The sequence below is a fragment of the Lysobacter sp. KACC 24251 genome (genome assembly GCF_057747755.1).
On record NZ_CM173222.1, the window covers coordinates 2,213,499 to 2,234,304 of the forward strand.

The 20,806-nt window shown below is 69.5% G+C and carries 15 protein-coding genes; 8 read left to right on the plus strand and 7 right to left on the minus strand.

Annotated features, from left to right (window positions below; all coding sequences use genetic code 11):
• The first annotated feature begins 107 nt into the window (after positions 1 to 107).
• Both dnaE and AC3ARF_RS10445 read left to right on the plus strand, forming a co-directional pair.
• Positions 108 to 3,632: a DNA polymerase III subunit alpha gene (gene dnaE, locus AC3ARF_RS10440; protein ID WP_498927685.1), complete on the plus strand. Its 3,525-nt coding sequence runs from the start codon at positions 108 to 110 to the stop codon at positions 3,630 to 3,632.
• A gap of 107 nt (positions 3,633 to 3,739) precedes the next feature.
• Entirely contained in the window at positions 3,740 to 4,702 is a 963-nt protein-coding gene (locus tag AC3ARF_RS10445; RefSeq protein WP_498927687.1) for an acetyl-CoA carboxylase carboxyltransferase subunit alpha, read from the plus strand.
• Positions 4,703 to 4,762: 60 nt separating this feature from the next.
• Here the strand turns inward: AC3ARF_RS10445 and AC3ARF_RS10450 are convergent, their stop codons facing one another.
• Positions 4,763 to 5,824, minus strand: coding sequence for an NADH:flavin oxidoreductase/NADH oxidase (locus AC3ARF_RS10450; protein ID WP_498927689.1), 1,062 nt, complete (start codon positions 5,822 to 5,824; stop codon positions 4,763 to 4,765).
• 129 nt (positions 5,825 to 5,953) lie between these two features.
• Here AC3ARF_RS10450 and tilS point away from each other — a divergent pair, with 129 nt between their 5' ends.
• The 3 genes from tilS to AC3ARF_RS10465 are packed head-to-tail and all read left to right on the plus strand — an operon-like array spanning position 5,954 to position 8,451.
• A complete protein-coding gene (tilS, locus tag AC3ARF_RS10455; RefSeq protein WP_498927691.1) occupies positions 5,954 to 7,288 on the plus strand; it encodes a tRNA lysidine(34) synthetase TilS in 1,335 nt (444 codons plus the stop codon).
• 31 nt (positions 7,289 to 7,319) lie between these two features.
• Positions 7,320 to 7,577: an exodeoxyribonuclease VII small subunit gene (locus AC3ARF_RS10460; protein ID WP_498927693.1), complete on the plus strand. Its 258-nt coding sequence runs from the start codon at positions 7,320 to 7,322 to the stop codon at positions 7,575 to 7,577.
• Positions 7,570 to 8,451: a farnesyl diphosphate synthase gene (locus AC3ARF_RS10465; protein ID WP_498927695.1), complete on the plus strand. Its 882-nt coding sequence runs from the start codon at positions 7,570 to 7,572 to the stop codon at positions 8,449 to 8,451. Before AC3ARF_RS10460 ends, AC3ARF_RS10465 begins: the two co-directional genes overlap by 8 nt.
• A 124-nt stretch (positions 8,452 to 8,575) precedes the next feature.
• Here AC3ARF_RS10465 and AC3ARF_RS10470 read toward each other — a convergent pair whose 3' ends face one another.
• Together AC3ARF_RS10470 and pmbA are read right to left on the minus strand one after the other, a co-directional pair.
• Entirely contained in the window at positions 8,576 to 9,025 is a 450-nt protein-coding gene (locus AC3ARF_RS10470) for a DUF4870 domain-containing protein (protein WP_498927697.1), read from the minus strand.
• A 98-nt stretch (positions 9,026 to 9,123) separates the two neighbouring features.
• Positions 9,124 to 10,488, minus strand: a complete 1,365-nt coding sequence (gene pmbA, locus AC3ARF_RS10475) for a metalloprotease PmbA (protein WP_498927699.1) — start codon at positions 10,486 to 10,488, stop codon at positions 9,124 to 9,126.
• A 107-nt stretch (positions 10,489 to 10,595) separates the two neighbouring features.
• On the opposite strand from pmbA, the gene yjgA reads away from it, so the two are divergent.
• Positions 10,596 to 11,183, plus strand: coding sequence for a ribosome biogenesis factor YjgA (yjgA, locus tag AC3ARF_RS10480; protein ID WP_498927701.1), 588 nt, complete (start codon positions 10,596 to 10,598; stop codon positions 11,181 to 11,183).
• A gap of 11 nt (positions 11,184 to 11,194) precedes the next feature.
• Here the strand turns inward: yjgA and tldD are convergent, their stop codons facing one another.
• From tldD to AC3ARF_RS10500, 4 genes are all read right to left on the minus strand, one after another.
• Complete coding sequence (gene tldD, locus AC3ARF_RS10485; RefSeq protein ID WP_498927703.1) at positions 11,195 to 12,637, minus strand: metalloprotease TldD; 1,443 nt, start codon at positions 12,635 to 12,637, stop codon at positions 11,195 to 11,197.
• A 261-nt stretch (positions 12,638 to 12,898) separates the two neighbouring features.
• Positions 12,899 to 16,792, minus strand: a complete 3,894-nt coding sequence (locus AC3ARF_RS10490; RefSeq protein WP_498927705.1) for a YhdP family protein — start codon at positions 16,790 to 16,792, stop codon at positions 12,899 to 12,901.
• Between the two features lie 21 nt (positions 16,793 to 16,813).
• Positions 16,814 to 18,301, minus strand: coding sequence for a ribonuclease G (gene rng, locus AC3ARF_RS10495; protein ID WP_498927708.1), 1,488 nt, complete (start codon positions 18,299 to 18,301; stop codon positions 16,814 to 16,816).
• A gap of 9 nt (positions 18,302 to 18,310) precedes the next feature.
• Positions 18,311 to 18,919, minus strand: a complete 609-nt coding sequence (locus AC3ARF_RS10500) for a Maf family protein (RefSeq protein ID WP_498927710.1) — start codon at positions 18,917 to 18,919, stop codon at positions 18,311 to 18,313.
• A gap of 204 nt (positions 18,920 to 19,123) precedes the next feature.
• On the opposite strand from AC3ARF_RS10500, the gene AC3ARF_RS10505 reads away from it, so the two are divergent.
• Together AC3ARF_RS10505 and AC3ARF_RS10510 are read left to right on the plus strand one after the other, a co-directional pair.
• On the plus strand, positions 19,124 to 19,873 hold the full coding sequence (locus AC3ARF_RS10505; RefSeq protein WP_498927712.1) for an SIMPL domain-containing protein: 750 nt from the start codon (positions 19,124 to 19,126) through the stop codon (positions 19,871 to 19,873).
• Between the two features lie 222 nt (positions 19,874 to 20,095).
• Positions 20,096 to 20,806, plus strand: coding sequence for an energy transducer TonB (locus AC3ARF_RS10510; RefSeq protein WP_498927714.1), 711 nt, complete (start codon positions 20,096 to 20,098; stop codon positions 20,804 to 20,806).

A 20,806-nucleotide genomic window follows, 5' to 3' on the forward strand; every position in this document is an offset into this window, starting at 1 on the left:
CCGACCGCAGCCCCACTGATAGGGGCCTGGAGCCAACTCCCGCCCTGTCAAGACCTTGTCCACGCGGCTGGGCCTGATACCCTGCGGGTTGCACCTCCGGTTGCCGCATGTCCGCACGCTTCGCCCACCTGCACCTGCACAGCGAGTATTCGCTCGCCGACTCGACGATCCGGATCGGCGAGCTGGTGAAACGCTGCGCGATGCTGCGCCAGCCGGCCGTCGCGCTGACCGACATCAACAACCTCTTCGCCGCCGTGAAGTTCTACAAGGCGTGCGAAGGCGCCGGCATCAAACCGATCCTCGGGGCCGACATCGGCCTGGCCGACGGCAACGAAACGCCGTCGCGGATGACCCTGCTGTGCCGCGACCGCGCCGGCTACCTCACCCTCTCGCGTCTGCTCACCCGGATGTGGATGGAAGGCCATCGCACCGACGGCGTGGCCATGCGTCCGGAATGGCTGCGCGAGGACAACGCCGGCCTGTTCGCCCTGGTCGGCCGCGGCAGCTTGGCGGGCCGCCTGGCCACCAGCAACCGGCACGAACTCGCAGAGGCCTGGTTGGCCGACTGGAAGGGCGAGCTCGGTGACCGCCTGCACCTGGAACTGACGCGCACGGGCCGCGAAGGCGAGGATGCCTTCAACACGTTTGCCCTGCACGCCTCCACCTCGCGCGGCATCCCGGTGGTGGCCAGCAACGATGCGCGCTTCCTCGACCGCGACGGCTTCGAGGCGCACGAAGCGCGCGTGTGCATCGCCTCCGGCCGCGTGCTCGACGATCCCAAGCGCCCCAAGGACTACAGCCCCGAGCAGTACCTCAGGTCATCCGAGGAGATGGCCGAGCTGTTCGCCGACGTGCCGGACGCTATCGACAATGCCATCGCGCTGGCCACCCGCTGCAACGTCGAGATGCACCTGGGCACGTACTACCTGCCCGCGTTCCCGGTACCCGACGACCACACGATCGATTCGTGGCTGCGCAGCTCCGCGCGCGAAGGCCTCGAGAAGCGGCTGGCCAAGCATCCGCTGGCCCCGGGCAAGACCCGCGAGGAATATGACGCGCGCCTGGAAATCGAGCTGGACGTCATCATCAAGATGGGGTTCCCCGGCTACTTCCTGATCGTTGCGGACTTCATCAACTGGGGCAAGGAGCACGACATTCCCGTCGGCCCGGGCCGCGGTTCGGGCGCCGGCTCGCTGGTGGCATGGGCGCTGGGCATCACCGACCTGGACCCGTTGCCGTACGACCTGCTGTTCGAGCGCTTCCTCAACCCCGAACGCGTGTCGATGCCCGACTTCGACATCGACTTCTGCATGGACCGCCGCGACGAGGTCATCGACTACGTTGCGCGCAAGTACGGCCGCGACCGCGTCAGCCAGATCATCACCTACGGCACCATGGCCGCGAAGGCAGTGGTGCGCGACAGCGGCCGCGTGCTGGGCCACCCGTACGGCATGGTCGACGGTATCGCCAAGCTGATCCCCAACACGCTCGGCATCAGCCTGGACGATGCGCTGGGCGAGAGCGAAGCGGCGAGGAAGAACCCCGAGCTTGCCTCGTCCGACCTGATCGCGCGCTACCGCACCGAGGATGAGGTCCGCGACCTGCTCGACCTTGCGCGCAGCCTGGAGGACCTGACCCGCAACGCGGGCAAGCACGCCGGTGGCGTGGTGATCGCGCCATCGCCGCTGAGCGACTTCTGCCCGCTGTTCGCCGAACACGATGGCGAGGGCCGCGGCAAGAGCCCGGTCACCCAGTTCGACAAGGACGACGTCGAGTCGGTCGGCTTGGTCAAGTTCGACTTCCTCGGCCTGCGCACGCTGACGATCATCGACTGGGCGGTGAAGGCGATCAACAAGCGCCGCAAGGCCGCCGGCGAGGAGCCGCTGGACATCACCGCGCTGCCGCTGGACGACGCGGACACGTACAAGCTGTTCGCGCGCGGCGACACGGTGGCGGTGTTCCAGTTCGAATCGCGCGGCATGCGCGAGCTGCTCAAGCGCGCGATGCCCGACGTGTTCGAGGACATCATCGCGCTGGCCGCGCTGTTCCGCCCCGGCCCCCTGGGCTCGGGGATGGACAAGGAATGGTGCGACCGCAAGCACGGCCACACCGAGGTGAGCTATCCGCATCCGTTGCTGGAGCCGGTGCTGGGGCCGACCTATGGCGTCATCGTGTACCAGGAACAGGTGATGCAGATCGCGCAGGTGCTGGCCGGCTACTCGCTGGGCGGCGCCGACATGCTGCGTCGCGCGATGGGCAAAAAGAAGCCCGAGGAAATGGCGAAGGAGCGCGCCAAGTTCGAGTCGGGCTGCGCCGAGCGCGGCATCCCCGCGAGCCAGGCCACCCCGATTTTCGATTTGATGGAGAAGTTCGCCGAGTACGGCTTCAACAAGTCGCACTCGGCCGCGTACGCGCTCGTTGCGTACCAGACGGCGTGGCTGAAGCAGTACTACCCCGCCGAGTTCATGGCCGCGACCTGTTCGTCGGACATGGACAACACCGACAAGGTGGTGAATTTCCTCGACGAAGCACGGGTGATGGGGCTGGAAGTGTTGCCGCCGCACGTGAACGCGTCCGAGTACATGTTTGAAGCCATCGAGCCGCGGGTGATCCGCTACGGCATCGGCGGTGTGAAGGGCGTGGGCCGCGGCGTGTGCGAGGCCATTGTCGATGCGCGCCGCGCCGGCGGGCCGTTCAACGATCTGCTCGATTTCTGCAAGCGCGTGGACAGCACCAAGCTAAACCGCCGCGCGCTGGAGGCCCTGGTCAACGCCGGCGCGCTGGATGGCCTGGCCAGGAACCGCGCCAGCCTGTTGCTGCAGCTGCCGGAGGTGCTGAAGGCCACCGACCAGCTGGCGAAGGAGAAGGCCGCCGGCCAGGTGTCGCTGTTCGGCGGGATGGAAACCACTGCCCCCGCTCTTCACCTCGACCTCCCCGAGACCGACGAGATGCCGCTGGGCCAATTGCTGGCCGGCGAGCACGCCACGCTGGGGCACTACCTCAGCGGCCATCCCTTCGATCCCTATCGCGACGAAGTGCGGGGCCTGGTGGGCCACGATCTGGGTGGCCTCGAGAAGCTCTGGGCCAATCGCCCGGAGCCTGCGCGCGGCAGTTGGCGGCAGGAAGTCGAGACCGTGGTCGCGGGACAGGTCGTTGGCCTGCGAAAGAAGGGCGACAGCCAGATGTTCGTGCAGATCGAGGACGGCCGGGGCCGCATCGAGTGCGCCTTCTTCGGCGAGACCTATTCGGAATACGCGCAACTTCTGGTGCGTGACCGGTTGCTGGTGATCCAGGGCGGGCTGCGCGAGGACAGCTTCAGCGGCGGCTTTGCGCTCAAGGCGAATCGCTGCTGGGATTACGCCCAGGTGTGCGCGCGCCATGCGCAGCGCGTGGCCCTGCGCTTGGACCTGCGCGTGCCGGGCACGTGGCAGCGGGTCAACGCCCTGCTGGACAAGCAGCGCCCCGGGCAGACGCCGCTCAGGCTGGACCTGCTGGTTCCGGGTGCCGCCGGCATGGTGGACATCAACGGCAGCCATTCGGTCCGGGTCGATGCGGACCTGGCGGGCGCGCTGCGCGCCACGCCGGGCGTGCGCACGGTCAAGGTGCAGTTGGGCAAGCCCTGGGCTCATTGAGCCACGTACGTCACGGTCGGGGACCAGACGCCTCGGTACGTTGCCCCCCCTTCGGCTAGACTGTCGCCCTTCCCGGCAGCCGGCCTGCCACGAGCACGGCCCACCGCATGAATCCGAACTACCTCGATTTCGAGCAGCCCATCGCCGACCTTGAATCCAAGATCAGGGAACTCCGCGATTCGGCGCACAACGGCGCTTCGGTCAACGTCGACGCCGAAGTCCACGCACTCCAGGAGAAGCTGCGCAAGCGCACCGCGCAGATCTTCCGCGACCTGTCCCCATGGCAGGTGTCGCAGCTGTCGCGCCACCCGGCGCGCCCCTACACGATGGATTACCTGCGCCTGATCTGCGACGAGTTCCAGGAACTCGCCGGCGATCGCGCCTTCGCCAACGACAACGCCATCGTCGGCGGCCTGGCCCGCATCGGCGGGCGCAGCGTGGTGGTCGTCGGCCACGAGAAGGGCCGCGACACTAAGACCAAGATCAAGCGCAACTTCGGCATGCCCAAGCCCGAGGGCTACCGCAAGGCGCTGCGCCTGATGAAGCTGGCCGAGCGCTTCAGGCTGCCGCTGTTGACCTTCATCGACACCGCCGGCGCATGGCCGGGCATCGACGCCGAGGAGCGCGGCCAGTCCGAGGCCATCGCCCGCAACCTGCTGGAAATGGCCGAGCTGAAGATCCCGGTGGTGTGCACGGTGATCGGTGAAGGCGGTTCGGGTGGCGCGCTGGCGATTGGTGTCGGCGACCGCACGGTGATGCTGGAATACAGCACCTATTCGGTGATCACGCCCGAAGGCTGCGCTTCGATCCTGTGGAAGACCGCGGAGAAGGCCAAGGACGCTGCCGAGCAGTTGGGCATGACCGCCCACCGCCTGCACGGGCTGGGCCTGGTGGACAAGGTGGTGCGCGAGCCCACCGGTGGCGCACACCGCAACCCGAAGCAGATGGCCAAGCGCCTGAAGGCCGTGCTGCTCAACGAGCTCGACGCGCTGGAGGACGTGCCGGTGCCACAGTTGCTGCAGCGCCGTTACGAGCGCCTGCGCGGTTACGGCGCCTACGAGGTGGCCTGAGCACGACTGCCGCCTGCCCCAGCCGTCCCGGAAAACCGCGCCCGAAGGCGCGGTTTTTCATTACCAGGCCCGCAGGTATTGCGGCGGGCTCGGCAGCTCGGCCCCCAGTGCGCGCGCCGCGCGCCGGGGGAAGTAGGGATCGCGCAACAGCTCCCGCCCCATCAGCACCACGTCGGCCACGCCATCGGCGAGCAACGCTTCGGCGTGGGCGGGTTCGGTGATCAGGCCCACGGCGCCGGTGGCGATGCCGGCTTCGTGCCTGATCCGCTGCGCAAACGGCGCCTGGTAGCCCGGCTCCAATGGAATGCGTGCGTTCGGCACCAACCCGCCGCTGGAGACGTCCACCAGATCGACCGAGCGCTCGCGCAGAAGCCTGGCCAGTTCGATGCTCTGCCCCAGGTCCCAGCCGCCTTCTGCCCAGTCGGTGGCGGAAATCCGCACCCACAGCGGCAGATCTTCTGGCCAGGCCGCGCGCACCGCATCGACCACCTCCAGCAGCAGGCGAACCCGGTTGTCGAAGCTGCCGCCGTAGCGGTCCTCACGCCGGTTGGATAGCGGGGACAGGAATTCATGCAACAGGTACCCGTGGGCCGCATGCACCTCCAGAAGACGGAAACCCGCGTCATGTGCACGGCGCGCGGCCGCGACGAAATCATCCACGACCTTGCGGATGCCAGCCTCGTCCAACGCAAGGGGCACGGGGGAGTGCGCGTCGAAGGGGAGCGCCGAGGGGGCCACGGGGGTCCAGCCGCCCTGTCCAGCGGGCACCGGGCCGTGCCCGCGCCACGGTGCGTCGGTGCTCGCCTTGCGCCCGGCATGCGCGAGTTGCACCGCGGGGATGGCGCCCTGGTCCGCGACGAACGTGTTGATCCGCGACCATGCCGCCCCCTGCGCGTCGTTCCACAGACCGGTGTCGTGCGGAGAGATCCGCCCCTCGGGCGACACCGCCGTGGCCTCCGCCACGATCACCGCGGCCCCGCCGACAGCACGGCTGCCCAAGTGCACCAGATGCCAGTCATTGGGCACGCCGGCTTCCGCCGAGTACTGGCACATGGGGGAAACCACGATGCGGTTGCGCAGCTGCAGTGAGCGTTGCGCCAGCGGTTCAAACAGGTTGGCCAAGGGGTGACTCCGGAAGTACGGACGAAGAACGTGGGGGGCCCGGGCGGATCCGGAAGCGACGATGGCGGCCCACTGTTTTCCAATAATGCAGCCACGGCCCCGAATGCCGTTGTCTGGCACCATTCACGAATGCCCGCTCCCGCTGCATCTTTTTCCGCCCAGACGTTCCACGACCTGCCCGCCGCGCCGCTGTGCGTGGGTTACAGCGGCGGGCTGGATTCAACCGTGCTGCTACACGGGCTGGCGGCCATGCCCGAGGTGCGCGCACGCGGTCTGCGTGCCGCGCATGTTCACCACGGCCTGCACGCCGATGCAGACCGGTGGACCGCGCATTGCGTGGCCACCTGCGCCGCGCTGGGCGTGGCGCTGGCGGTGGAACGCGTGAGCGTCGCTCCCCACTCGGGACAGGGTTGGGAAGCCGCGGCCCGGCACGCCCGCCGCGCCGCCTTTGCACTTCAGCTGGGCGAAGGCGAAGTGCTGGTGCTGGCGCACCACCGCGACGACCAGGCGGAAACCTTCCTGCTCCGCGCGCTGCGGGGCTCCGGCCCCGACGGGCTGGCGGCGATGCGACGTTGGGCCCGGCTGGGTGCGAACCGTCTCTGGCGACCGTTGCTGGATACGCCCCGCAGCGCCCTGCGTGCGCACGCCCTCGCCCACTCGCTGCAGTGGCTTGAGGACCCGAGCAACGCCGACCCCGCCTTCGACCGCAACTTCCTGCGTAATCGGGTGCTGCCCCTGCTGCGCGAGCGCTGGCCTGCGACGGACGCTGTGTTCGCGCAGTCCGCCCGGCACTGTGAAGAGGCCTCCGCCTTGTTGCATGCGGACGACGAGCGCTGCCTTGCCGACGTGGCCACCGCAGATCCCACGGTCCTGTCGCGCACCGCGCTGTTGCGTCTGCCCGTGGCGCGCCGCGCCCGCGTGCTGCGGACCTGGGTGGCGCGTCTGGGCCTTCCGCCACTGCCCGCCGAGGGCGTCGCGCGCATCGAACACGACGTGCTCCCCGCGCGCGCCGACGCCCGCGCCATGTTCGTCTGGGAGAGCGCAGCGGTGCGCAGCTGGCGCGACCTGCTGCACGCCAGCCTGGCGCACCCCTCACCGCCGGGCGACTGGTGCGCCACCTGGTGGGGCGACGCGCCACTTGCCATCCCCGGCGGCGGAACTCTGGTACTGGAGGGCACGGCCAAGTTCGCAGCGGCCGTGATCGTCACTCCGCGCGCGGGCGGCGAACGCATCGTCCTTCCGGGCCGCAGCCACTCGCATGCGCTCAAGCATGTGTTGCAGGACCTCGGCGTGCCGCCGTGGGAACGCGATCACCTGCCGGTGCTCCGCGCTGAAGGTGGCGAGGTGCTTGCCGCCGGCGACCTGGCCTATTCCGCCAGCTTCGATGCCTGGCTGCGCCGGCACGGTGCGCGCCTGCACTGGCAACCGCCGTCGCGCATGCCGTGCGATCGACCGTGCGATTGACCGCCCGCAGGCCCGGCCGCACACTTCACCCATGGTGCGCAAATCCTCCTCCGAACCCTCGCCGGTCGCCGACTTCGAGACCTCGCTGGACGAGCTCGAGCAGCTCGTCGAGAAGATGGAACACGGCGACCTGAGCCTCGAAGACTCGCTCGCTGCCTATGAACGCGGCGTGGGCCTTTACCGCCGCTGCCAGACGGCGCTGGAGCAGGCCGAGTTGCGCGTGAAGCTGCTCAGCGACCCCCAGGACCCGGCCAGCGCCGAACCCTTCGCCGCCGCGCCCGATGCTTGAGGACCGCCTGATCGGCTGGCGCCATCGCGCCGACGTCGCCCTCGCGCGCGTGCTGCCCGACCCCGATCAGTCCCCGCACCGCCTGCACGCCGCCATGCGCCATGCCGTGCTGTTGGGTGGCAAGCGCATGCGCCCGCTGCTGGTGCATGCCAGCGGCGCACTGTTCGGCGCCGACGAGGCCCTGCTGGATGCCCCGGCCGCTGCGGTGGAGCTGATCCACGCCTATTCGCTGGTGCATGACGACCTGCCGGCAATGGACGACGATGCGCTACGCCGCGGCCAACCCACCGTGCATGTCGCCTTCGACGAGGCCACGGCCATCCTGGCCGGCGACGCCCTGCAGTCGCTGGCCTTCGCGGTATTGGCGGACGCACCCACGACGGATGCGGTGCGCGTGGCGCTGTTGCGCAGCCTCGCCGAAGCCGCAGGCGCCGCCGGCATGTGCGGCGGCCAGGCGCTGGACCTGGATGCCACCGGGCATGGCACCGCGCTGGATGTCGCCGCACTGGAACAACTGCATGCGCTCAAGACCGGCGCGCTGATCCGTGCGGCGGTGCGCATGGGCGCGCTATGCGGCGGCGCCAGCGCTATCGAACTGGACGCGCTGGACCGCTTCGCTACCGCGCTGGGCCTGGCCTTCCAGGTGCGGGATGACATCCTCGATGTCGAAGGCGACAGCGCGACCCTCGGCAAGACCGCGGGCAAGGACGCCGCGCAGGACAAGGCCACCTTCCCCGCGCTGATCGGGCTGGAGGCGTCCAAGGTGCGGCTGCACGAGCTGGCCACTGAGATGGAGGCTGCTTTGTCGATTTTTGGCAGCAAGGCCGATGCACTCGCCGCGTTGGGCCGGATGGCGATCGAACGCCAGCACTGAGCGTTCCACGCCCACCTTTCACCCGCCGGCCGTGGACCGCACCTGTCCGCGCCATGCACCAAGTGAAACGGCCGCACGATGCGGCCGTTTCCGGTTCGAGTGCGCCCCGAAGGTGCGCCTCATGTCACTTCAACAGGCGGATCGTCAGCGGGTAGCGATAGCTTTCGCCGTTGTACGCTTTGAAGGTGGCGATGACGCTGCACACCAGCCACATCACCGCGATCGCGCCGATGGCGAGCAGCAGCACGATGCCCGCCGGCGCGGTGAGGATGATGCCCAGGCCCAGCGTCAGGATCGTCGCGCCCACCAGCAGGAAGCCGAGCAGCACCGCTGCGCAGGCGTAGATGAACATGCTCAGGTTGAAGTTGACGGCCTCCTTGGCGTGCTCGGCGACGAACGCCGATTCATCGCGCTTGAGGATCCAGATGCCGAGCGCACCCAGCGCTCCGGCGATGCCGGCCACCCAGCTGGTGAGCAGTGCCAGCGCCAGTGCGGCCAAGTGCGCGCCGGCCGCCCACAGGCGCTCGTTTTCGGTCAGGTTGACGGGGGGCGGGTTGGTGTAGGCCTCGGTCATGGCGGGCTCCTTCCGGAAACGCTCCGGTGTTGCCCACGATATTGAGGCATGCACCGGCGCGCGCAAGCCAACTTACGGCACCCCTTCAGCATCTCCCGTCACTCGCCCGCGACGGTCATCGCGCCAATCAGGATCGAACCGGTGCGGATGTGCGAGCGCGGGTCGACGTCCGTGCCCACCTTCTCAATGGCGCGGAACATGCGCTTGAGGTTGCCCGCCACGGTGATGCCGTCCACCGGGTATTGCAGTCGGCCATCCTCCACCCAGAACCCGGAGGCGCCGCGCGAATAGTCGCCGGTGATGCTGTTGACGCCCTGTCCCATCAGCTCGGTCACCAGCAACCCGCGGCCCATGCCGCGCAGCAGCGATTCAAGATCACCCGCGTTGCTCGCCACCTGCAGGTTGTGCACGCCACCCGCGTTGCCCGTGGTGGGCAGGCCCAGTTTGCGCGCCGAGTAGGTACCGAGGACGTAACGTTGCAGCACGCCGCCGGTGACCAGCGACGAATCGCGCGTGGCCACGCCATCGGCGTCGAACGAAGCGGAGCGGAAACCGCGGGCCAGGAACGGCCGCTCCTCGATCGAAAACCAGTCCGGGAGCACCTGCGTGCCCACGCTGTCGAGCAGGAAGCTGGCCTTGCGATACAGCGCGCCACCGGACACCGCGCCCAGCAGGTGACCAATGAGCGAACGCGCCACCTCGGCACTGTAGAGAACGGGGTATTCGCCGGTGGCGACCTGGCGCGGCGCCAGGCGCGCGGCGGCACGTTCGGCGGCCTTGCGCCCAATGGCCGCGCCGTCTTCCAGGTCCGACGCCGCCAGCGCGATGCTGTACCAGCCGTCGCGCTGCATGGCCTCGCCTTCGCCCGCGATCAGGGCGCAACCGATGCTGTGCTGGGTGCTGCGCTCGCGGCCGACGAATCCATGCGAGTTGGCGTACACGCTCAGGCTGGTGCCGGTACCCAGTGAGGCACCATCGGAGTTGCCGATGCGCTGATCGGCCTCGCGGCCTGCCTGCTCACAGGCCAAGGCAAGGTCGACCGCGCGATCGGCGTCGATGGCCCACGGGTGCCAGCTGTCGAACTCGCGCAGGTCGGTGGCCATCAGCTCGGGATCGGCCAGGCCGGACGCCGCGTCATCCTCGGTGTGGCGGGCGATGGCGCAGGCCTGCTCGACGGTGGCCTCCAGGCTGTCCTCACGCAGGTCGGCGGTGCTCGCACTGCCCTTGCGCTTGCCGAAGTACACGGTGACGCCGATCCCGCGGTCGCGGGTGGATTCCACCGTCTCCACTTCGCCCATGCGCACGTTCACGTTGAGTCCGGCGTCCTCGGAGCAGGACACCTCGGCCTGGCTGGCGCCGCGACGGCGGGCGCTGGCGAGCAGGCGTTGGGACAGGTCGGCGAGCGCGTCCAGGCGCGCCTGGCTGTCGACATGAATGGCCGGTTCGGGGATGAGGGCGTTCAATGGCTTATCCTTGCGACGTTGATTCCGCGGGCATCGCCGGCGGGACTGGAATGACGGAAACGGCCGCGCGCCATGGCACGCGGGCCGGAGAATGAGGAACGAACACGATGCGCGGCATTGACCCCGAAACCGGCGAATACCTGAGTCCCAGCCGCAGCGACAACCGGCGCGAGGCGCTGGAGGTGTTGGCGCTGGGCGAGAAACTGGTGTCGCTGAGCGAAGCCCAGCTGGCCCGCCTGCCCGTGCCCGATTCGCTGCTGCCGCACATCCGCGAGTGCAAGCGCATCACCTCGCACATCGCGCACAAGCGCCAGCTGGCGTTCCTGGCCAAGCAGATGCGGCGCGAGGACGACGAGGTGCTGGAAGCGCTCCGCGATGCGCTGGACGAAGACGGCGAGGCCGCGCGCCGCGAGGTGGCTGCCATGCACCGCGTGGAGAAGTGGCGTGACCGCCTGCTCGAGGAAGGCGACGCCGCGCTGGCGCAACTGCTGGACGAGTACCCGGGCGCCGACCGCCAGACGCTGCGGCAGCTGACCCGCAATACCCTGGAAGAGCGCAAGCGCAACAAGCCCCCGCGCGCGTTCCGCGAGCTGTTCCGCGCGCTGCGCGAGCTGATCGTGGAAGGCAAGCAAGGCGACGAGGATGCCGGCGAGACGCCGCTGTACGACATCCCGCGCGACGACAACGACGACTGAGCGCCGGCGGATCACGCCTGCGTTCCACCCACGGTGAGGCCCTCGATCAGCAACGTCGGCTGGCCCACGCCCACCGGAACGCTCTGCCCGTCCTTGCCACACACGCCCACGCCTTCGTCCAGGGCGAGGTCGTGGCCGATCATGCGCACCTTCTGCATCGTCTCGGGGCCATTGCCGATCAGCGTGGCGCCCTTGACCGGCGCGGTGATCTTCCCGTCTTCGATCAGGTAGGCCTCGGTGGCCGAGAACACGTACTTGCCGCTGGTGATGTCCACTTGGCCGCCACCGAAATTGACCGCGTACAGGCCCTTCTTCACCGAGCGGATCATCTCCTCCGGGTCGTGGCTGCCGGCGAGCATGTAGGTGTTGGTCATGCGCGGCATGGTCAGGTGCGCGAACGACTCGCGGCGGCCGTTGCCGGTCGGCGCCATGCCCATCAGGCGCGCGTTGAGCGTGTCCTGCATGTAGCCGACCAGGATGCCGTCCTCGATCAGCGTGGTGCACTGGGTGGGGGTGCCTTCATCATCGATGTTCAGCGAGCCGCGGCGACCGGGCAGCGTGCCGTCATCGACGATGGTGACGCCCGGTGAGGCCACGCGCTGGCCGATGCGGCCGGCATAGGTGCTGGTGCCCTTGCGGTTGAAGTCGCCCTCCAGGCCGTGGCCCACCGCTTCGTGCAGCAGCACGCCGGGCCAGCCGCTGCCCAGCACGACGGGCATCACGCCGGCCGGTGCGTCCACTGCCTCGAGGTTGACCAGAGCCTGGCGCAGCGCCTCGCGCGCCCAAGCCTCGGGCTTGCCACCATCCAGCAACTCAGCGTAGCTGTAGCGGCCGCCACCGCCGGTGTAGCCGCTCTCGCGGCGCCCGTCCTGCTCCACGATCACCTGCACGTTCAGGCGCACCAGCGGGCGCACGTCGGCGGCCAGCACGCCATCACTGCGCGCCACCAGCACGGTGTCCACGCCACCCGACAGGCTCACCACCACCTGCTGCACGCGCGGATCGGCGGCGCGCAACATGCGGTCGATGCGGCGCAGAGCCTCGACCTTCTCCTCGTTGCCCAGCGAGTCCACGGGGTCGACGCTGGGGTACAGCGACAGGCCACCCCCGCGCACCAGCGCATGCGGTGCCTGGCTGCTGCCGTCACGCGCGATTGCACGCGCCGACTTCGCCGCGGCGATCAGCGCTTCCCCGTTGATCTCGTCCGAATACGCGAACCCCGTCTTCTCGCCGCTGATGGCGCGCACGCCAACGCCCTGCTCGATCGAATGCGCGCCGTCCTTGACGATGCCGTCTTCCACCGTCCAGCTCTCGCGGCGCGCGTGCTGGAAATACAGGTCACCGAAGTCCACGCCGGGACCGAGCAGGGTGCCGAAGGCGCGTTCTAGGCCACCGGCGTCGAGGCCGGCGGGCAGCAGGAGGCGGGATTCGGCGAGCTGGAGCGGCAGGTTCATCGGGGGATCCGGTTGTGGGGCGCGGGATGGCGTCTGCGGGACGGGAGCACTGCGCTGGGTTCGGTCAGCGGGCTCCCGGGCCGGCGCCCGGAATGGCCGTCGGCCGGATTGAGCGGCCGACGGCGAGGGAAACCACTATATGCGGGTCGCGGGCCGCGGCTTCAACGGCTACCGGCAGGTTCCGCCTGGCGCGGCTGTGCGTCGGGCCCCCTCAACCCTGCGCCAAGTTGTCGCTACGGGGCTCGGGCGTCGGGGCTGGCCTCAACCGCCGTCCGCGGTCGTCCGCGACTCAGGCGGGGGGCGAAACTGCTCCCGGATCACGTCCACCTTCGGATCCTTCCAGGGGCCTGTCACCCGGTAGGTCTTCGCGGTGATCTCGCCCAGCGGCTTCTGCAGCACGGCGTTGGCGGCCGCGCCAATCGCCGCGCCCACAGGCCCGCCCGCGATGGCGCCCACCGCCGTGAGCAGATTGCCAGCCTTGGGGTGCACTTCGATCGTCTGGTTGAAGGTCTGCGCGCGCAGGTTGGTCGTGCCCCGGATGTCGATGGCCGCCGCGGGCCCATCAATGCCCAGGTCGTCGCTGCGTGCGGTGCCGTGGGCGAACTGGACGGTGCCGCCCGCGCGATCGAACGCGAAGCCCTTGGAGAAGAAGTCGCGGAAATCCAGGGTCAGGCGCCGCGGCAACTGCGCCAGGCTGAGCAGGCCCAGCACGCGGCCGGCGCCGGGCTCGACTTCCAGCAACTGGCCATCGCGCACGTCGAGGCTCAGTTGCCCCTCCAGACTCGAAAGCGAGAAACCGGCGGGGCTACCCGCCCACAACGCGTCGAAGTGCGCCGTGCCCTTGCCCCCGGCCAGCTGGCCGCGCATGCCAAAACCATCCAGCAGCGCGCCAACGTTGTCGCTGGCCACGCGAATGTCCATCTGGGTGCGCTCACCCGCGCCCTGGCCCGACCACTCACCCTTGACGTCGACCTGCTGGCCGGGCGCGCGCGTCTGCACCTGCTCGAAGCGCATGCCGCGCGGGGTAGGCCGGGTGCGGACCGTTGCCCGGCCCAGCTTCGCGGCGGACACGCGCAGGTCGTCGATGTCGAACACCAGCGGCGGAATGTTGGCCGGGTTGATCGGCTCGCTGCTGGCGGTCGGGGACGAAGGCGTGCCTGCCCCGGGGACGCCAGCGGACGGGGCCGCTGCCACCGAAGACGCGGTCGACGCCGGTGACTCTGGCGCTGCGGCCTCGATCGGCCGCCAGTGTGCGTGTTCGAACGCCCCGGCAATCGGCGCGCTGCTGCTTGCCGGCACCAGCAGGGCGCCCCGCAGGGCCCGGCCCTCGGCGCGAACCGCGATCGCTCCTTCCGCGGCAGGGGCCACCACCACGTGCGTATCGGGAAAGACACCGCCCAGCAATTGCAGGCGTCGCGCGGTCACGTCGATTCGCTGCAGCGGGAAGCCGCCCCCGCTGCCGGTACCGCCGCGCGCGATGGCCACCCAGTCGATGGCGTCGAGGCGATCGGTCCGGCCGCCCACGACCAGTCCATTGGCCGGCGGCGGTGCGTCGGGCAACCCGCCGCCCAGTTGCACGCGCACACCGGTGTGGCCGTTTTGCGCACGGGCGCGCAACGCCGCCTGGGTTCCCAGCACCACCCGCACTTCCCCCGAGCCCATCGGCAGCGGGGTATCGATCGTGGTGGCCAACGCCTCGCCGGCGGGTTTGCGCAGCGGCTCGGGCAAGGTGATGGCCGTGCCCTGCAGGTTCGACGCCAGTTGCAGGCGCGTGGTCGCAGGCCGGCCGTTTCGTGCAGGCTGCACGCCCACACCAATGGTCCATGGCGACCGCCCGTGCATGTACGGCTTCAGCCAGCCCAGGTCGGGCGCCTGGTCCAGCAGCGCACTGGCGGCCAGCGTCGCGTCCAGTGCGGCTTCGAACACGTTGTCACGGTCGCGCACGTAGCCTTCGCCCACGCGCAGCGACAGATGCCCCGGCAGCCCTTCGTGGCGCACGGCCAGGCGCTCGGCCCCGAAACCCTTGAGCGAATACGTGGCCAGCCCGCTGACCTGGTCGAATGCCAGTTTCCAGCGGGAATCGGCCAGCCGCGCGCCCTGAAGCCGGACCGCGCCCTCCAGCCGCGTCTCGCGCGCGTGGCCGAGCGGCATCACCAGGTTGAAGTCCACTTCGGCCGGACCGCTGGCGGAGATCTTGGCAAACGTGTCGGGGTCCAGTTTCTGCAGCGGGCTCTGGCGCAGCACCTCCAGCATCCGCCCCGCATCGCCAGCGCCATTGGCACGCACTTCCAACTGGCCATCGCGGTAGCTGTCGATGCCCGCATGCAGGCGCTGGATGGCCACGTCGCCCACGCGACCGGTGCCGTCAACGGTAAAGCCGTTGCCGATGAAGCGCGCATCCGCTTCCACCCCTTCAGCCGCGGGCCAATCAGGCTGGAACTTGAGCACGCCGTCGGTGATGTGGGCACTGGCCTCGAAGCGGCCGTTCTGGCGATCGAACGGCCACTCGTCCAGGTCGCCGGAGACGACGGCACGGCCGTTGCTCAGCTGGCCCGAGACCAGCGCCATGTCCAGCCACTCCACCACCGGCTTGGGCATCAGGTAATGCACCCAGAAGCCCTTGGCCGCCGGCAGCGTGGCCTCCTCGATGTTGGCGGCTATGTCGATCCACGGGCGCGTGCCGTCGCCCTGCCACCACAAGCCGCCGCGCGCGGTGGCGGCGTAGCCGTTGCCATCCACGCGCAACGCGGGCGTGGCGATGCGCCAGCCCTTGCCCTCGCGCCAACCGCCGATGCGGCCATCGAGCTTGATCGCGTGGACCACGCCAAAACCACTGGGCCAATCGAAGCGCAGCGCGGCGCCCGGGTCCAGTTGCACGTCGAAGCCATCCGCGTCGCCGTTGAAGGCGCCCGCGAGCCCCTCCAGTCCCGGCGCGTTCCCGACTGGATCGAAACCCACCGACTCGATGCGCGCGCGCGCATGCACGCGGCCGCCGCGGCGACCGGCGATCTCGATGCGCTGCAACGCGGCGCGCGGCTTGGCGTCCAGCAGCCAGCGTCTCAGTCCCGGGGCCACGCGCTCGCTCAGGGCCAGCACCTGCAGCAGGGGCGCCCCGTCCAGACGATCGGCAACGACGGCGAACTGTTGCCCTCCCGCGACCAGCAGCCCGTCCAGGGTCTGCCGCGATTCGCCCGATCCAATCCGCAACGTGGGCGCATCCACCCGCCAGCCGCCACGGACCACGCGCCAGCGCGCGTTGGCCTCCATCGAATCGAAGGCAACACGTGGCGTGGACCGCGTCCCGTCCGGCGCCACCAGCTCCGCGCCGCGCAGGCGCACGCCTTGCAGTTGCGCATCGGCGGTCACCAGCACGATGCGGTTACCGCGAAGTTCACCCCACGCTTCGGCGCGGCCGGTACCCGCTTCGGCCATCACGCCGGCCAGCCGCAGCAGCGACGACCACGCCGCGAGGTCGGCCTGACGCGCACCGGCGTACACGCGGCCATTGCCGCTCCGCCGGTTGAAATCCAGCATGCCGTTGAGCGGCGTGGCGTCGGCCTGGGGCCAGATGCGCGCGCCCACGCGGACGCGATCGCCGTTGACCTGCAGGCGCAGGTTGATTCGCGGGATGTGCGCGTCGATGCCATAGGCAGGCGCCATCACGGCCAGCTTGCCGCCGATCACCTGCAACTCGCCCAGGCCTTCCAGCGCCGCGAATGGATCGCCACCCGCCTGCTGCTGGCCCGGCAGGCCACGCACCTGCCAGCGACCGTCCGCGGAGCGCTCCAGGGTGAGATCGAGCCCGCGCAGCCGCAACTCGGAGAACGCCCGCCCCGGCAGCATCCCGGCATACAGCGACACCAGCATTTCGGTATCGCCCACCACGAAGGATCGCGCGCCCTCGCCCACCCGCAGGTTGTCGAGCTTGAGCAGCGGGCCACGACGCGTCCACTCCGTCTCCACCCGGTCGAAGCGGATGGGCCGCCCCGCGCGCTCGCTCAGCCACGCGGCCACGCGGTCGGGGTTGCGCTCGGCCATCGGCAGCACCTGGCTGACCACCGCCAACAGCAAGGCCACCAGCACCAACGCAATAGCGACGGTGTAGCCAAGCCCCCGGCGGGCCAGACGCAGGCGGCGGCGCAGCGGCGTGGGCATCAGCCAGCCCTGCGCGAGGCTTCAGAGCAGCACGACATCGAACTGCTCCTGCGCGTACTGCTCGTCGGCCTGGAAGCGGATCGACTTGCCGAGAAACTCCTCCAGCTCGGCCACCGCCGCCGATTCCTCGTCGGTGATGCGCGCCACGACCTTCGGCGAGGCAATGACCAGCAACCGCTGGGCATCGAACTGCCGCACCTGGCGCACGATGTCGCGGAAGATCTCGTAAGTCACCGTCTCCGGCGTCTTCAGCGTGCCGCGGCCGCCGCACTCGTGGCACGGCTCGCTGAGCTGGCGCTCCAGGCTTTCGGTGGTGCGCTTGCGCGTCATCTCCACCAGCCCCAGCGGCGAGAAGTCGTAGACCGTGGTCTTGGCGTGGTCGCGGGCCAGCGCCTTTTCCAGTTGCCGCAGCACCTGGCGCTTGTGCTCGGCATCGGTCATGTCGATGAAGTCGATGATGATGATGCCGCCGAGGTTGCGCAGTCGCAGCTGGCGCGCCACCGACTGCGCCGCCTCGAGGTTGGTGCGGTACACCGTCTCCTCGAGGTTGCGCTGACCGAGGAACGAGCCGGTGTTGATGTCCACCGTGGTCATCGCCTCGGTCTGGTCGATCACCAGGTAACCGCCGGACTTGAGCGGAACCTGCTTGTCCAGCGCGCGCTGGATCTCGTCCTCGACGCCGTAAAGGTCGAAGATCGGCCGCTCGCCGGTGTAATGCTCGATCTTTTCCGCCAGCCCGGGCATGTACGCGGCGGCGAAGCTGCGCAGGCGCTCGCAGGTCTCGCGCGAGTCCACCTTCACCTTCTCGACATCGCGGCGCATCAGGTCGCGCACTGCGCGCAGCGGCAGGCTGAGGTCCTCGTACACGCGCTCGCCCACGCGCGATGACGTCGACTTCTCTTCGATCAGCGCCCACGCGCGATTGAGGTACGCGATGTCCTCGGCGATGGCCTCCTCGGGCTGGCCTTCGGCATTGGTGCGCACGATGTAACCGTGCATCGCATCCGCCGGCGCCATGGCGGTGACATGCGACTTCAGCCGCATGCGCTCCGCCTCGTCCTCGATGCGCGCGGACACGCCCACCACGCGCGTGCGCGGCAGCAGCACCAGGTAGCGCGAGGGAATGCTGAGCTGGGTGGTCAGCCGCGCGCCCTTGGTGCCGATGGGGTCCTTGACCACCTGCACCACGATCTCCTGCCCTTCGCGCAGCAGCTCGGTGATCGGGCGGTTCGGGGTGGGCGGCAGCGGGGCCTCATCGCCGGTCTCGGCGGCAATCTGCGCCGGCTTGACGATGTCCCCCGCGTGCAGGAACGCGGCGCGCTCCAGCCCGATGTCGACGAAGGCGGCCTGCATGCCGGGCATCACCCGCTGCACCTTGCCCTTGTAGATGTTGCCCACCACTCCGCGGGACCAGCCGCGCTCGATGTGCAGTTCCTGCAACATGCCGTTCTCGACGACGGCGACGCGGGTCTCGCGGGGGGTGACGTTGACCAGGATCTCTTCGGACATGCCCGCGCCTCAGCCGAGGGCCACGGCCGGGGGTGCCACCGGCACCCGCGGGCAGTCGATGCCAAATTCGCGCAACAGCCGCGCGGTCTCGTGCAGGGGCAGCCCCATCACCCCGGAATAGCTGCCGGACAGATGGCTGATGAAGGCCTCGCCGCCGCCCTGGATGGCATAGGCGCCGGCTTTGCCGAACGGCTCGCCAGTGGCGACATAGGCGGCGATCTGCGCCTCGGTCAGGGGCGCGAAGGTCACCTCCGACACCGACACGGACTGCGCCTCGCGCCCCGCGCTGACGAGTGACACCACCGAGATGACCTGGTGGGTGCGGCCGGACAGGCGGCGCAGCATGGCCGCGGCATCGTCCGCGTCGCGCGGCTTGCCGAAGACCTCGTCATCCAGCACGACCTCGGTGTCGGCCCCCAGCACGACGGCGCCCGGGGTGGCCACGACCTTGAGCAGGCCGGCCCCCGCTTTCTCGCGGGCCACGCGGCGGACGTAGTCTTCGGCCGGCTCGCCCGGCTGGCGATGCTCGGGGATGTCCAGGTCGAGTACGCCGAAGTCCAGGCCGAGACGGCCCAGCAATTCGCGGCGACGGGGGGATTGGGAGGCAAGATAAAGCATGCCGCAAGGATAGCCTGCCGACTGCATCCGCAGCCCTGCGCCAACTGAACCGATGGGCGACGCGCGTTCCAATACCGGTGCCGGGTCGCACTCTGCAATGGCAACCTTGGCTTAACGTCACTCCCGGTCGACAACCCCGGACCGGCTCACGGGCCGTTCACCGCTTGCGCAAGACCCTCCCCACATCCACAAATGGAGTTGAACATGATCCGAACCCCCTTCCGGTCGACCCTGCGCCCCTTGGCGCTGGCCGCGGCCCTTGCCTTGGGAGCCACCGCAACCATGACCGCCTCCGCGCAGAACGCGCCGCCCATGATGACCACCGACGGCACCCTGCTCTCGGTATCCGCGCAGGCCGAGGCCAAGCGCGTGCCGGACATCGCCACGGTGTCGACCGGCGTGGTGACCCAGGCCGCCGACGCCAACAGCGCCATGCGCGCCAACGCCGAGCAGATGGCCAAGGTCATCGCCGCGATCAAGGCCGCCGGCGTGGCCGAGCGTGACATCCAGACCAGCGGCATCAACCTCGGCCCGCAGTACCACTACGCGCCCGACAAGCCGCCGGTCATCACCGGCTACCAGGCCACCAACACCGTGACCATCACCGCCCGCGACATCGGCAAGCTCGGCAAGTTGCTGGATGCACTGGTCGCCACCGGCGCCAACCAGGTCTACGGCCCCAACTTCGACGTGGACGACAAGGAGTCGGCCTATGACGAAGCGCGCCGCAACGCGATCAAGACGGCGCAGCAGCGCGCGGAGATGTATGCCAAGACGCTGGGGATGCGCGTGCGCCGCATCGTCAGCATAAGCGAGGGCGGCGGCATGGGCCGGCCTGGCCCGATCCCGATGATGGCAATGGCGCGCGCCGAGAAGGCAGCCGACACGCAGGTCGAACCGGGCGAGACGACCCTCTCGGTCAACCTGGACGTGGTGTTCGAACTCGGTCGCTGAGCTCACCACGTCCCGCGCAACGACAGGCCCGCTTCGTGCGGGCCTGTTGCGTTCTGGCGCCCCGCGAATGCCGTCCGTCACCCCCGGGCTGCCGCTCTTCCGCCAGCCATGACCCGTTCAGGTCTGCGCGAGCAGCGTCGATTGCAGGGCGCCTTGCATGGCGTAACCCCGCCCGCGGCGTCCAGGCGTTGTGTTCTGTGCAGACCAACCAGGAGGTGGACCATGGTGTACGCGAATGCTTCCCACGCTGTTGCCGCCCACGCCCCAGCGGCGCCGCACCATCGGCTCGATGGCACGCGCATCACCGCCGGCGCCGGGGCGATTGCCGCCAATGCCGTCATCCTGCTGTTGATGCTTGCGCCCGTGGCGATGCCCGAACTGCGCCCGCAAATGATCCGGTTGCCTGACATCGTTTGGGTCCCCCGGGAGCAGCCGGAGCCGGTTCCGCCTGTGCCAGTCACCCTGCCGGTCCGACCGGTGCAAGCCGCAGTGCGTGACACGACCCCCGCGCGCCCAAATCCCGTCGCTACGCCCCCCGCTCAGGCCACTCCCCTGGAAGGCGATACCCAGGCCCCACCCGCGGTGGAGGACGCCACGTCCAACACACTCGGTGAGGGCGACGGCACCGGAGACGTCGGCCACGGCGAGGTGCTGACCGGCGCGGTGCTGCAGTACGCCAATGCGCCCGCGCCGGGCTATCCACGCGAAGCCCTGCGCGATGGCCTGACCGGGACCGTGGTGCTGGAAGTGCTGGTCGGCGTGGACGGCCGCCCGCTTCAGGCCGAGGTGGTGAGCAGCAGCGGCCATCGGGTGCTGGACCATGCGGCGCGTCGGCAGGTGTTGGCCCGCTGGATGTTCAAACCCGCGGTGCAGGCGGGAGTGCCGGTGCAGGCGATTGGCCGCGTGCCGGTGGAGTTCCGACTGGATCGTTGA

Excerpts from the sequence above, each read along its gene's own strand:
- dnaE (WP_498927685.1), top strand. The coding sequence starts at position 108 with ATGTCCGCACGCTTCGCCCACCTGCACCTGCACAGCGAGTATTCGCTC.
- AC3ARF_RS10445 (WP_498927687.1), top strand. The coding sequence starts at position 3,740 with ATGAATCCGAACTACCTCGATTTCGAGCAGCCCATCGCCGACCTTGAA.
- tilS (WP_498927691.1), top strand. The coding sequence starts at position 5,954 with ATGCCCGCTCCCGCTGCATCTTTTTCCGCCCAGACGTTCCACGACCTG.
- AC3ARF_RS10460 (WP_498927693.1), top strand. The coding sequence starts at position 7,320 with ATGGTGCGCAAATCCTCCTCCGAACCCTCGCCGGTCGCCGACTTCGAG.
- AC3ARF_RS10465 (WP_498927695.1), top strand. The coding sequence starts at position 7,570 with ATGCTTGAGGACCGCCTGATCGGCTGGCGCCATCGCGCCGACGTCGCC.
- AC3ARF_RS10470 (WP_498927697.1), bottom strand. The coding sequence starts at position 9,025 with ATGACCGAGGCCTACACCAACCCGCCCCCCGTCAACCTGACCGAAAAC.
- yjgA (WP_498927701.1), top strand. The coding sequence starts at position 10,596 with ATGCGCGGCATTGACCCCGAAACCGGCGAATACCTGAGTCCCAGCCGC.
- tldD (WP_498927703.1), bottom strand. The coding sequence starts at position 12,637 with ATGAACCTGCCGCTCCAGCTCGCCGAATCCCGCCTCCTGCTGCCCGCC.
- AC3ARF_RS10490 (WP_498927705.1), bottom strand. The coding sequence starts at position 16,792 with ATGCCCACGCCGCTGCGCCGCCGCCTGCGTCTGGCCCGCCGGGGGCTT.
- rng (WP_498927708.1), bottom strand. The coding sequence starts at position 18,301 with ATGTCCGAAGAGATCCTGGTCAACGTCACCCCCCGCGAGACCCGCGTC.
- AC3ARF_RS10500 (WP_498927710.1), bottom strand. The coding sequence starts at position 18,919 with ATGCTTTATCTTGCCTCCCAATCCCCCCGTCGCCGCGAATTGCTGGGC.
- AC3ARF_RS10505 (WP_498927712.1), top strand. The coding sequence starts at position 19,124 with ATGATCCGAACCCCCTTCCGGTCGACCCTGCGCCCCTTGGCGCTGGCC.
- AC3ARF_RS10510 (WP_498927714.1), top strand. The coding sequence starts at position 20,096 with ATGGTGTACGCGAATGCTTCCCACGCTGTTGCCGCCCACGCCCCAGCG.